The 13,035-nt window shown below is 45.4% G+C and carries 9 protein-coding genes; 5 read left to right on the forward strand and 4 right to left on the reverse strand.

Features of this window, described 5'->3' with window-relative positions; translation table 11 throughout:
* Window positions 1–283: 283 nt before the first annotated feature.
* Window positions 284–2,113: an SUMF1/EgtB/PvdO family nonheme iron enzyme gene (locus AB4138_RS18505; protein WP_372307209.1), complete on the reverse strand. Its 1,830-nt coding sequence runs from the start codon at window positions 2,111–2,113 to the stop codon at window positions 284–286.
* Window positions 2,114–2,357: 244 nt separating this feature from the next.
* Entirely contained in the window at window positions 2,358–3,461 is a 1,104-nt protein-coding gene (locus AB4138_RS18510) for a PEGA domain-containing protein (RefSeq protein ID WP_372307212.1), read from the reverse strand.
* A 483-nt stretch (window positions 3,462–3,944) separates the two neighbouring features.
* Here AB4138_RS18510 and AB4138_RS18515 point away from each other — a divergent pair, with 483 nt between their 5' ends.
* From AB4138_RS18515 to putP, 4 genes are all read left to right on the forward strand, one after another.
* Window positions 3,945–4,769: an AraC family transcriptional regulator gene (locus tag AB4138_RS18515; RefSeq protein WP_017065150.1), complete on the forward strand. Its 825-nt coding sequence runs from the start codon at window positions 3,945–3,947 to the stop codon at window positions 4,767–4,769.
* 181 nt (window positions 4,770–4,950) lie between these two features.
* Entirely contained in the window at window positions 4,951–8,088 is a 3,138-nt protein-coding gene (gene putA, locus AB4138_RS18520; RefSeq protein ID WP_372307214.1) for a bifunctional proline dehydrogenase/L-glutamate gamma-semialdehyde dehydrogenase PutA, read from the forward strand.
* 11 nt (window positions 8,089–8,099) lie between these two features.
* Window positions 8,100–8,804 carry a 1-pyrroline-5-carboxylate dehydrogenase gene (locus AB4138_RS18525; RefSeq protein WP_372307217.1) on the forward strand — a complete coding sequence of 235 codons (705 nt, stop codon included), beginning with the start codon at window positions 8,100–8,102 and terminating at the stop codon, window positions 8,802–8,804.
* Window positions 8,805–8,953: 149 nt separating this feature from the next.
* Window positions 8,954–10,480 (forward strand): sodium/proline symporter PutP, encoded by a 1,527-nt coding sequence (gene putP, locus AB4138_RS18530; protein ID WP_372130904.1) that lies wholly within the window; start codon window positions 8,954–8,956, stop codon window positions 10,478–10,480.
* A 638-nt stretch (window positions 10,481–11,118) separates the two neighbouring features.
* Here the strand turns inward: putP and AB4138_RS18535 are convergent.
* Complete coding sequence (locus AB4138_RS18535; protein ID WP_372058863.1) at window positions 11,119–11,289, reverse strand: hypothetical protein; 171 nt, start codon at window positions 11,287–11,289, stop codon at window positions 11,119–11,121.
* 278 nt (window positions 11,290–11,567) lie between these two features.
* Here AB4138_RS18535 and AB4138_RS18540 point away from each other — a divergent pair, with 278 nt between their 5' ends.
* Window positions 11,568–12,056 carry an Lrp/AsnC family transcriptional regulator gene (locus tag AB4138_RS18540; protein WP_004732526.1) on the forward strand — a complete coding sequence of 163 codons (489 nt, stop codon included), beginning with the start codon at window positions 11,568–11,570 and terminating at the stop codon, window positions 12,054–12,056.
* A gap of 108 nt (window positions 12,057–12,164) precedes the next feature.
* Here AB4138_RS18540 and AB4138_RS18545 read toward each other — a convergent pair whose 3' ends face one another.
* Window positions 12,165–12,869 (reverse strand): hypothetical protein, encoded by a 705-nt coding sequence (locus tag AB4138_RS18545; protein ID WP_017065155.1) that lies wholly within the window; start codon window positions 12,867–12,869, stop codon window positions 12,165–12,167.
* Between the last annotated feature and the right edge of the window lie 166 nt (window positions 12,870–13,035).

Below are 13,035 nucleotides of genomic sequence, written 5' to 3' on the forward strand. Positions count from 1 at the left end.
CGCTAATCCGCGATGAACCAAAAAAAAGCCAGCCTGAAGAGGGGCTGGCTAAAGACAAGATATGCCTTGTCGACATGTAGAAGATTTTCAGTCTAATTTACGAGGGTCAGGTAAATTAAACTGAGGCATCAATTTGATACCCAGAGTGACTTACTACTCTATCGACGAATCTACTCCTAGGAGTGCTTATGCATAAGGGGGGAATTCCCCTATAAATGCTGCTCGATGTGATAATTGAGAACCTAGAGTAAATATTTGGGATTCTGAGCCTGTGATTGGGAGCCTACAGCTCTCGTACTACTCGGAATCCTAGATAGTTCGCTGCCGTTGAAGGCGGTACGTACAGTTCGTTAAACACTTTTGCTTCTTCAGGAGAGAAGCTCCACGCGCCACCTTTTGCTAGGCCTTTCTGAACGGTTGTCCATTCCCATACATTACCCACCATGTCGTAGAAGCCTGTTGGTGTTGGTTGGAATGACTTAACCGGAGATGTACTAACGTTTGACCATGGTGTACCCGCCCAGCCAGTGTTGGCTTTGCCTGAACGGAATTCATTGCCCCACCAGAAGTTGGTGTCTTGGCCAGCTCTTGCTGCAGCTTCCCACTCTTGTGGTGTTGGCAAGCGGTAAGTGAAGCCGGTGTTTTTAGATAACCAACGTGTATAAGCTTTGGCATCGTTTTGGCTAACACAAACTACCGGTGAGTTATTAGCTTGCTTAAAGCCTGGGTTCTGCCAGTCTTTATCTGAAACGGTTGTGATCTCTGCATTGACGAATGTATCGCAGGTGTTCATCAGCTCAGCGTCTGTCTGGTAGCCTGTGTTTTTTACGAATGCTTTGAAGTCTTGAACACGGGTTGGTGTTGCGGCTAATGCAAACGGCTGTTTGATCGTCACTTGTTGTGCGTTATTTTCACCCAGTAGGTAGCGACCCGAGCCGACAACAATCATTTCAGGGCTCTGAATGTCGTTACCCATCGGATCGGCAAACTTGGTGCCGACATTTAATGAATTCTGTTTCGCTTGCAATACGGCTCGTAGGTTGTGATCGCGGGCTATCTTCAGCTCTTGATGGAAAGAAAGGTAGCCTTCTTTTTCGATCGTGACCATGTGTTGGCCCGTCGGTAACATCACTTCAACCGGTGTACTGCCATAGTTCACGCCGTTGATAGAAACATTGTCGTTGTATTGATTTGAACGCACCACCAAGTTAACCCAAGCAACTTCTTTTTGCTGGTCGTTGGCTTGTTGCTCGCTTTGTGTGAAACAGTTTGATGACTGAATACTAAGCAGGCGACAAGGTGTGTTCTTATCTGGACGAGTTTCTAGGTTCGCCGCAATCACCGCTCGGTAACGGTTATCTTCAGAGAAGCCAGAGGATTTCACTTTGTGTTGCAGAACGTGAATGTTCAGCGAAGCAGACGCAAGGTGCTCTTTCACTGTTTTCGATTCAGTCGCGTTATCGATTAGGCTGTGTTGGAATTGTTTTACCGCTTTTTGAAGTGCCAAAGTCACCGTTTGGTCTGAACACTGCGCCAGTGTCATATCGCTGCTGCAACGGTTGGTAAAGCTAACAGTTTGCTCTTCCGTCTGAGTGATCTCGTATCTTAGTCGCTCTGCTCTTGCTCTTAGCTTGTCTTGGTTTAGGTTTGCGATTGAAGCTTCTGCCGCGGCTTTCTCGGCTTGGATAGCCTCAAGCTCCATCACCAAGCCTTGCTGCTTTTGCTCTGAGTCTGAAATCGCAAGTTTGCCTTCTTTTACGGTTTTCCAAGCGTCTTGGAAGCGTTTTTGAGCAAGCGAGATATCGAAATCGGGATCATCAATCATGCGCGTGTAATCTTGCTCTAGGCTGGCTTTTGCCTTTGCGAGTGTTTGCTCTGCTTGAGCTGATAACTCAGCTAGACGTGCCGTTTGCTGCGCCTGATTGTCGACTTCGTTTTGTTTGTCGGCTAATTTCTTTTCAACAGCCGTTAAGTCGGCATGCTTTTCAAAAAGTGAGCTTTCAATGTCGGTGACAGATGACGCGATCGCTGGTGGTGTTGCCTCAGCAAAAACAGCTGGCGTCATTAAGCATGGAGCAAGTGCAAATAATAGAGTAGGAAGACCTTGGCGCATGATGGGCTACTTCAATCGTAATTTAGGTTAATCGAATATTCTAAACGAGAACGCCATTTCGTCTGCAGCTACTGTTTATAACGATAAAACAAGGTTATAACGACCATACAAATTTGTAACGATCATACAGTTTATAACTATCAACAAAATGGCGAGTGTTCATTCAGCTTTGTGAAATAGGCACGGCTATCTGATATCGAGCTAAGCGTTTTGAATTGGCTCAGGCTCTATATACAAAGGGTGTTTAGCTTTCTTTGCTAGGAAGAAGCTTAACCCAAATCGTGTCGCTGCCGTTGATGGTAACTGTGCGGTTGTAAGACTCGTAACCTTGTTTTGAAATGGTTACTTGGTGACGACCACTTGGTAGCGCAACCTCAAGAGGGGTGCTGCCATACTTAATGCCGTTGATGGTTACTGAGTCGTTGTACTGATCAGAACGTACCGTCACGTTAGCCCACTGTTTGTCACTCTTCTTAACGACTGCTGCGTCACTGCCTGTTAAACAGTAGCGAGTCGAAACATTCAATAGGTTACATGCTGCAACTGCTTCAGGTTTTGCTTGAAGTTGAGCTTGCATCTGCATGAAGTAAGAGTTGTTACCAGAGAAGCCGCTCTTGATCGCTTGGCTGTCTTGAACATGGATATTCAGCTGAACACCTTGTAAGTTTTGCTTCGCAAGTGTGCTTTCTGTGAGCTGCTCAAGTAATTGGCTCTTGAACGTTTGCACGGCTTTTTGATTGGTCAGGTGTTTACCCTGTGCAGTACACTCACCAAGTGTCATTGTTGATGAACATGTGGTGGTATAGCTGGTTTCAAGCACCGCACTTTCACGCAGTTCTGTTGCGATACGTTTTACGCGAGCTTCAACTTTTGACTCTCTCAAGTTTGCCAGCTCATTATTCAGGCGAGCTTGCTTTTGCTTGATTTGAGAAAGGTGAATTTCGCTCTCGTTGATCGCTTGTTCGTTATCTAGCTGAGACGATTGATTCTCTTTAACCGCAGCCCAAGCGTCTTGGTAACTTTTCTGGAAAGAGACTAAATCTGTTTCTGGATCTTCAAGCAAGCGACTGTACTGTTTGTCGAGTACAGACTTGGCTCTGTTACGTTTTGTCTTAAGTTCTTCACCTTCGCGCAACAACTTGCTGTTCTTGTTTTGAAGTTGTTTTAGGTTTTCAGTCGCCGATACTTTGGTTGCTGAAATACGCTCAATATCTGAGTTTTTCTCTGTTAGCTTTGCATCGATAGCTGAAACGGGATCGACTTGATTCAGTTCTTCAGCGGATACCGATGCAGATACCCAAAGTGGGGATAGCGCAAGTAAAAGCGCTGAAATTCGAAAGTTAGTCATAGGTCCCTGCAACTTGTAGATTGAAAATTGGCTCGTTAATAAAGTGTCTACTTCCTAGTTGTGAGTCACTAGTTATTAGCAATTAACACAGTACCCGTCTTTATACCGTTTTATTGCTATCCAATCTACTCAAAAGCCAAGTTTCGGTACTTCGGATACACTTTTTACAGGCTTATAGCCAATTATTTGAGCTATATAAGAAAATTTATTCATTATGTTGGCGTGAAAAAGCATTTATTGACCACATGGTTTTTCGTGCTTGTGTGATTGCTTGTGAAGTCCCTAAACTCGCCGGAACGATTGGTTTTACAATGCCCGTAGTTTGTACACTCTTGATCATCCTTCCGGAGGCATGATCAAGATGATCGCGATAATGATCTTTTCATTCTCGCGAGCAAATAACTCTCATGAGCATTTACAAATTCATCTTATGCGCATTTAAGAGTATTATTCTTACTATGTTGACCCGAGTATTTTTCTGTCATGTCTAAACCTTTACCCTTTCCTAACCTAGACCTTTCTCCGCTAGGCCTTACTGGCCCTCGTCCTGCTGAGATCATCACTTTGCCATCGCATATGGATTGCCACGATCACCATTATTCTCAGGTGGTGATTGGTTTAAAAGGTCAGGCGGAATTTGAAGTGAGTGGTAAGGGGAATCTTGTTGGCCCAGGACAAGGTTGTGTGGTGACAGCGAGCTCTGATCATGCTTTCGGCGGAGTGGTTGGTCAGTCGGATATTCTCGTGCTCAACATGCCTATGCCAACCGATGATGACCCTCTGATGCTAGAGAAGATTAACCAGTTAGAATCATCGAACGTCTACTTCCAATTAGATGCGCAAATTCAAAAGCTTATCCATATGTTGGTGCAAGAGATGCAGGCCAGTCCTGATGATCTGTTATTAAGCCGTGCGTGCAATGATACGGTGATTGCATTGATGCAAAGGCACATCTCGGCATTTGAAACCTCAATCAAAGATTCACGCTTTGATCTTGAAGCGTTGGATCGCTACATAGAACAGCATTTAGCAAACAAGATCTCCGTCGCGCAGCTTGCGGGTAGTGTGTTCTTGGGTGAAAGCCAGTTCCATATGTTATTCAAAGAGCAAATGGGCATTACCCCTCACCAGTACGTTCTTGGCAAGCGCATCGACCGTTCTCGTCGTTTAATTGAACAAGGTAATCTAAGCCTTGGTCAGGTCGCTGAACTGGCTGGTTTCTCCGGTCAATCTTCCTTTACTCACACCTTTTCACGCCTTCAAGGCATGTCACCATCCCAATACAAAAAGAAAATTTCTGTTAAATAGTGAAACAAAACGGCATATTATTTTAAAGTTTCATATGTGACCTTGTGTTTGTTTTGTTAATAAAGCGAGTTTTTAGCAAAAAACTCGGAGTTTTTGACAAGTAATCCTTATATACTCTAAATACACTGCAGCCATTGTAGAGATCCCGAACTCTTTTCGGGTGTGAGATTAAGGAAAACGCATGTTTACAGCTACTGATGTGTTAAAGCCAGAATTCAATGAGCAGTCGCTTGCTGATCTTTGGACGCTTATCTCACCATTATATATGGTGGATGAAACCCAATGGCTAGAGCAACTTCTGCCGCTAGCTACCCCTTCTGAGTCTGAAAAGCAGCAAATTACAGACAAAACGACGTCGTTGATTGAGTCTATCCGTGCGGATAAAACATCTATTCAGATGATCGACGCCTTGTTGCTTGAATACAGCTTAGATACTCAAGAGGGCATCTTGCTAATGTGTCTGGCGGAAGCCTTGATGCGTATTCCTGATTCGGCAACCGCTGATGCGTTGATTCGCGACAAACTTAGCGTTGCGGATTGGAAATCTCACCTGAAGAATTCTGACTCGGTTTTTGTTAACGCATCAACTTGGGGCCTAATGCTAACAGGCAAGGTGGTTGGACTTTCATCTAAAGAGCAGAGTGCAGGTCAAGCGGTTAACCGTTTAGTGAACAAGCTTTCTGAGCCGGTGATTCGTAAAGCGATGCACCAAGCGATGAAGGTGATGGGTCACCAATTCGTTCTTGGTCGCAGCATTGCTGAAGCGCAGAAGAACGGTAAGTCTATGCGTGACAAAGGTTTTACCTACTCATACGACATGCTAGGTGAAGCGGCACTGACCACTGCTGACGCAAACAAATACTTCAAAGATTACCTAATGGCGATTGAAGCCGTAGGTCGAGACACATACGTCTCTTCAAAATCTAGCCCAGCACCGTCTGTTTCTATCAAGCTTTCTGCGCTTCACCCACGTTATGAAGTGGCGAATGAAGACCGCGTACTGACTGAGCTATGCGACACGCTAGAGCAGTTACTGCGCCGTGCGATTGAGCTTGATGTTGCGATCACGATTGATGCAGAAGAAGCGGATCGCCTAGAGCTTTCGCTTAAGTTATTCGAAAAACTGTATCGCAGCGAGCTAGTGAAAGGCTGGGGCAAGTTTGGTCTGGTTATTCAAGCGTATTCAAAGCGTGCGTTACCGGTTCTAGTTTGGCTAAACCGCCTAGCAAAAGAGCAGGGTGACTTAATCCCACTTCGCCTAGTTAAAGGTGCTTACTGGGATAGTGAGATCAAATGGTCACAACAAGCTGGTTTCGATAACTACCCTGTTTACACTCGCAAAGAAGCGACTGATGTAGCCTACCTAGCGTGTGCGCGTTATCTATTGAGCCCAAGCGTTCGTGGTAATATCTTCCCGCAGTTTGCGAGCCACAATGCTCATACGGTTTCTGCTATTGCCGTCATGACCGACCATAAAGACTTTGAATTCCAACGCTTACACGGCATGGGTGATTCTCTGTACAACCATGCGATGGAAGCTTACCAACAGTCGGTACGTATCTACGCACCGGTTGGCAGCCATAAAGATCTACTGCCATACCTAGTACGTCGCTTGCTAGAAAACGGCGCAAACAGCTCGTTTGTCCACCGTCTAGTTGATGCGCGTTGCCCTGTGGCAGAGCTGACTCAACACCCTGTCGATATGCTTCTGGCATTCGATACATTGCACAACACTAAGATTCCTCTGCCTCCAGCGGTATTCCCTGAGCGTAAGAACTCTTACGGTGTGAACATTGATATTGAAAGTGAAGCGCATCAGTTTGAAGAGCAGGTTAAGTCTTTCCTTAACAATCAATGGACTGCTGGCCCAGTGATCAACGGTGAATCTCTTGCCGAAAGCATGATCAAGGCTGATCAGAACGTTGAGCAAGTCACGGCACCTTACGATCGTCGTATTAACGTGGGTCAGGTGGCTTTCGCTAACCTTGATCATGTTTCCGCAGCGATCTCTGGCGCAGACGCGGCATTCGCTGATTGGAACGCAACTTCGGTTGAAACCAAAGCGGCTGCACTTGAGAAGCTGGCTGATCTGATGGAAGACAACCTTGCTGAATTGGTGGCGATTTGTCATCAAGAAGCGGGTAAGACGATTCACGATAGCGTTGATGAAGTGCGTGAAGCAGTCGACTTCTGTCGTTACTACGCCAAACAAGCGGACAACCTGCAAGGTTTCGAACTAAAAGGTTTTGACGGCCAAACTCGAATCGCTTCACGACAAGGTCGTGGTGTGTTCGTTTGTATCAGCCCTTGGAACTTCCCTCTCGCTATCTTCCTTGGCCAAATTACAGCGGCACTAGTCGCGGGTAACACGGTTGTGGCGAAACCTGCTGAGCAAACAAGCTTGATTGCAGCTCGCGCGGTGGAACTGATGAACCAAGTGGGTTTCCCTGCTGGCACTATTCAGTTGCTTCCAGGTCGTGGTGCTGAGATCGGCAGTGCGCTAACCAGCCACGATGCAATTGCGGGCGTTGCCTTTACGGGTTCAACACCAACTGCACAACGCATCAACGTGTCACTAGCAAGCCGTAACGCTAAGCCAGTTCCCTTTATCGCGGAAACCGGTGGCCAAAATGCAATGATCGTCGACAGTACGGCACTGCCTGAGCAGGTGGTTCGTGACGTGATTCGTTCTGCATTCGCTTCTGCAGGTCAACGTTGTTCTGCATTGCGTGTGCTTTATATCCAAGAAGACATTGCAGACCGCGTAATTGCACTGATTCACGGTGCAATGGACGAGCTAAGTGTTGGTATTCCACATCTACACAAAACGGATGTTGGTCCTGTTATCGATGAAAATGCGAAACAGAAGCTAATGGCGCACCTAAAAAACATGACCAATACCCAGAAGAAGGTGGCTCAACTTTCTCTAGGTACGGATTGTGAACATGGTGATTTTGTTCCACCAAGTGCTTTTGAAATTGATGACATCAGCTGTTTGAAAGAAGAACAGTTTGGCCCTGTGCTACACATTGTTCGCTTCAAGGCGAGTGAGTTAGCGCAAGTGGTAGACCAAATTAACCAAACCGGTTTTGGCTTGACCATGGGTATCCACAGCCGTAACGAAACAACTTACCGTTGGATCGAAAAACACGTTCGAGTGGGTAACTGCTACATCAACCGTGACCAAGTGGGTGCTGTTGTTGGGGTTCAACCATTCGGCGGTCAAGGCTTGTCGGGTACTGGCCCTAAAGCGGGTGGTCCTCACTACCTATATCGCTTTACTGATGTTCATTTTTCTCAATCACAAGACAAGGCATAAGGAGCAGTATCATGGTTCATCAAGTGACAGGTTTTTCTGATGCTTTGTTAGCGTGGGAACAATGGAATCTTACCGACTTTGATCATAAGAGTGCTCAGGTACTTTCATTCAAATCAGAGATCGAAAGTCAGTCTGCACCTTTGGCAGCAGTCGCGACTTATCATTTAGAGCAAGCATCTGCACTGCTTTCTGAACATCACCTTATGGCAGGCCCTACGGGCGAAACTAACGAGCTGTATGCTGCTGGTCGTGGTGTGGCATTAGTGATTGTTGATGATCGCGAAGAGAAAGTGCCCGCACTGCAAACCGCAACGGCAATGATTACTGCTGCCCTATTGGCAGGTAACAGCGTTCAATTGTGCAGTGATGACGTGCAGTTCAACACCTTAATTGCTGACGCCGCGAAACAAGCGAATCTGCCAACTAACTTGGTACAAGTTGCCTCGTATGATGCTGCTCAACAGCTGCTGTCTTGCGATGTACGAAGTGCGGGTTACGTGGGTAATTCACAAACGGCTCAAGCTATCAATTTACAACTTGCTAAGCGTGACGGTGCAATCGTCGGTTTAGTAGCTGAAACGGATCTAACGGCAATGAATGTTGCTAATGATCCACACCTATCGCTGCGCTTCATTACCGAGCGTACGCGAACTATAAATATAACAGCCGTGGGCGGTAACGCGACCTTGCTCGAACTTGGAAGCGAAGCTCACTAACCTTCAGTAATACTGGCTCTAAACACTTTTGGGTTTGTCCATTTTGGTTTTCTCCATCTTTGGATTGAGTTCATAGTGCTTTGGAGCCTGAATACCTAACTCAATGCACTTGCTTGCCTTTACGGTGAGTGCTTTGCATTGAATTAGGCATGGAAGGCTTTCTACAAAATGAGGACTATCAAATGATAGAAAACAGTTTTGCAATAACGACGACGTTCATTGCGTATCTAATTATGATGCTGGCAATCGGTGTTATTGCTTACAAACGTACATCTAACTCAACTGACTACTTCCTAGGTGGTCGTTCGTTAGGTCCATGGCCTGCTGCACTTTCTGCTGGTGCATCAGACATGAGTGGTTGGTTGCTACTTGGCCTACCAGGTTACGCTTACGCTGCTGGCTTTGAAGCATTCTGGCTTGCTGGTGGCCTGCTTGTGGGTACTTGGGCGAACTGGTTAATCAGTGCTAAGCGTCTGCGTACTTACAGTATTACAACTGAATCACTGACGTTGCCTGAGTTCCTATCTCGTCGCTTCAATGATAACTCTAAGCTGATCCAAACAATTTCTGCTTTCTTTATCCTTTTATTCTTCCTTTTCTACACAAGTTCAGGCTTGGTAGCGGGTGGTAAATTGTTTGAAACGGTATTTGGCCTAGATTACACAACAGCGGTAATTATCGGCACAGTATGTGTGGTTTCGTACACCCTGTTTGGTGGTTTCCTTGCGGTATCTTGGACTGACTTGGTTCAAGGTCTATTGATGTCTGCTGCGCTATTGATTGTACCAATCGCAGCAATGAACGGTGGCCTTGGCCAACTGTCTACTGACCTACACAACATCAACCCAGAGCTTCTAACGCTATGGAATGATGCGAAAGGCGAGCCACTTTCTGCTATCGCGATCATCTCGCTAGCGGCATGGGGTCTAGGTTACTTCGGTCAGCCACACATCCTTGCACGTTTCAAAGCAACACGTAGCAACAAAGACCTAACAACAGCGCGTCGTATCGCGGTGGTATGGTCTGCACTGTCTATGGTTGGTGCAATGCTAGTGGGTCTTGTTGGTCTAATCTACGTGACTAACTCTGGCGCTCCTAAGCTAGACGATGGCGAGAAGATCTTCATGCTTCTTGTGAACGCGATGTTCCACCCAGTAATCGCAGGTATCCTACTTGCTGCAATCCTAGCGGCAATCATGAGTACTGCGGATTCACAGCTATTGGTATCTTCATCTGCACTAGCAGAAGATCTTTACAAGCAAGTACTTAAGAAAGATGCGACGTCTGAAGAGATAGTTCGTGTAGGTCGTTTCGCGGTAATCCTAATCTCTCTTATTGCTCTTGTGCTAGCGATGACGCCAGACAGTTCAGTACTTGGCCTTGTGTCTTACGCATGGGCAGGTTTCGGTGCGGCATTTGGTCCAGCTATCGTATTGAGCCTGTACTGGTCTCGTATGAACCGTAACGGCGCTCTAGCGGGTATCGTTGTTGGTGGTGTTACGATTGTTCTTTGGAAGCAGTTCACGGGCGGTTGGTTCGATGTGTACGAAATCGTACCGGGAATCATCCTATCGACTCTTTCTATCGTTATCGTGAGTCTAATTACGGGCGAGCCTGAAGACGAAGTTAAGAAGCAACACGCTGAGTTCGAGAAGAACCTCGTTGAGCTAGACTAATTTACATTGTAAAAATACCAATGAATTAGCAAAAGACATGAACAATAGAGTCACTTCGGTGGCTCTATTTTTTTATGTGAGTACGACCTTTGTCTTATTTCAAATTAAGTTTATTCGAGGTTTTCTGATATTGAAATGGGGGTTTACAATGTAAATCGAAAGCGAAGGATCTTGAGCGAGAAATGAAAGGTCTGTCTTGTTGGTGGCGTGTGATGTCAAAAAATAAAACAGAAAAATGGCTATTTTTTGAACTTGGCGCTCACTTTTGTCATTAGCTCGGTGAATTGTGGAACCGAATTGGACATGATGTGTCAATTGTCAGTAACCACTAAAGACCTATAGGACAAAGGTATGCCTGATCTCTATTGCAAAGGATGTAAAAAAACAACACTACATAAGTCTATAATGAAACGTTGTGAATCAGAGCCCGAGACAGCTTCTGGCCGTATGATGCAATGGACGTCAAAACTATTTAGTGGAAACCTGTACTACGATATGGAAACTCAGCACTTCTGCCGCACGTGCAATTGTCGTTGCGAAACAGGAAGTACTGTACCCCAAATTGGTTTAGCTTAACTTACAGTAAGCGCTCACTAACTTAGATCAAAAAACCTCCGTTTTAGGAGGTTTTTGCGTTTCTATGCGGCTTTGAGTGCTAGCTCGGCAACAATGGCGTCGCCATCAATCTTCACATCCCAACCATAGTTTGAGTATTCACTTGCTAGTGCTTGAGCAACATCTTTTGATACCGTTACGTGTGTCCATGAACCAATACCGTAAGGTTTATATGCGAGTTCTTGCGTTTTCATAATAGAGTCATCCTTTCTCTTTGATAATTATATTATTCACTTTGGCCTATATCCTTTCTTTCGTTTCCGGCTCAACTTATTTGTTAATCGGGTCATTTCTATAATAATTTGTTAATAACCAGAGTTTGATTTATAAGGGTTCTTATCTATTTGTATGTGTTTATATCTGGCGTGAATATCATCCGTGCATTTAGTTTTTAAATGTGTGAGCGAGGTTTTCTTCGATTGCACTTGGTATGGAATATACTGAGCGGAATTTAGAATGTTTAAGGAATGTTATGTCTCAGCATCAGCTCGATCGTATCGATAAAGAGATACTAAGAATTCTGCATATGAAAGGGCGTTTACCTGTTGTTGAACTGGCAAAACAGGTCAACCTTACGACGTCACCTTGCTCTGATAGACTCAAGCGATTGGAGAAAGAGGGCTACATCACGGGCTATCATGCTGAGCTTTGTTCAGAAAAGCTGGGACTCGATGTTCAAGTCTTTATCCATATCCGTCTCGATCAGACTAGCTTTTCGATCTTCGACAAATTTGCCCAAGCCGTGGAAATGATGCCTGAGGTGGAAGAGTGCTACTCACTGTCGGGTGACTTTGACACCATGATCAAGGTTCGAGTGAAAGACATGAAGGCGTACCAAGCGTTTATGGCAACGAAGTTGGGCACCTTGCCTGGTGTGATTCAGACACGTAGTGAAGTGGTGATTGAAGAGCATAAAAAGGGCTTCGGCGTGAACCCTGAGTTGTTGGCAACTCTAAAATAGTGGCCTAATTTCGCTTACCAACGTGATTTAGATATAAAAAATGGAAGCAATAAGCTTCCATTTTTTGTTGAGCGTCAGATAAAGAGCAACCCGATAAACTTGTTCGCCTTAAAGCGTAATGGCCGCAGAGATTAAGCCAATCACACCACCGAATACACCGCCCCAAACGACCAACCAACCAAGGTGTTTCTTGATCATGGTCTGAACCATCTCTTTAACCAGCTTAGGTGTTAGTTCATTCAAGCGCTGATCGATGATCGCCTCAATGTTTTCTTTGATTTCATCCATCATCGCAGGCGATTCTAGCTCGTCTTTGATGGCATTTTTTACAGAATCACTCTTGCTGATTTCAATCACAGATTCTTGCATCTTCTCAACAAACGGCGCTTTCATTGGCTCTAGTGCTTCTGTGCCACCAAACATTGCCAACATACCGCCAAACTGAGAGTTCTCGATAACATGCACCAGTGAGTCGAATGCAGGGTTAAAGTCGATCTTCTGAATCACAGGCTCTAGATTGAGCGACTTTCCTGTCATCTCGCTGCTTAGGAAGCGGTCGATGTTACTTTCTGTAAAGAATTGCTCCATCATCAGTTGCTTGATGGCTGCCTTGAACTCTTCAAAGCGCGCTGGAATCACTCCAGAACCGTATAGGCCGGGTACTTTCTCGAACAACATGTGAATCGCAAGCCAGTTGGTGATGGCACCAGAAAAGGCGAATAGGCCTGCATAAAGCAAGTATTGGTTTGCTGTCGCATAGCCGCCAGCAAGCAGCGCTAACGCGATAACGTTAGTTAAGACACTTTTGTTCATGGTTGATCTCTAGAAAGAATATTGCGCGCATTTTAAGAAAAAAACGCCAAGAAAAAAACAAAAGGATCGATGAAGTTTATTGGACAGGTAGCAAAGAGCGCCAAATAGCAGGCATAAAAAAGGCTAGCCTCCCCCCGAAGTCTAGCCTTATTCCAGAACGCGCAAG

The sequence above is a fragment of the Vibrio sp. 10N.286.52.C3 genome (genome assembly GCF_041468865.1).
Taxonomy (GTDB): Bacteria; Pseudomonadota; Gammaproteobacteria; order Enterobacterales; family Vibrionaceae; genus Vibrio; species Vibrio crassostreae_C.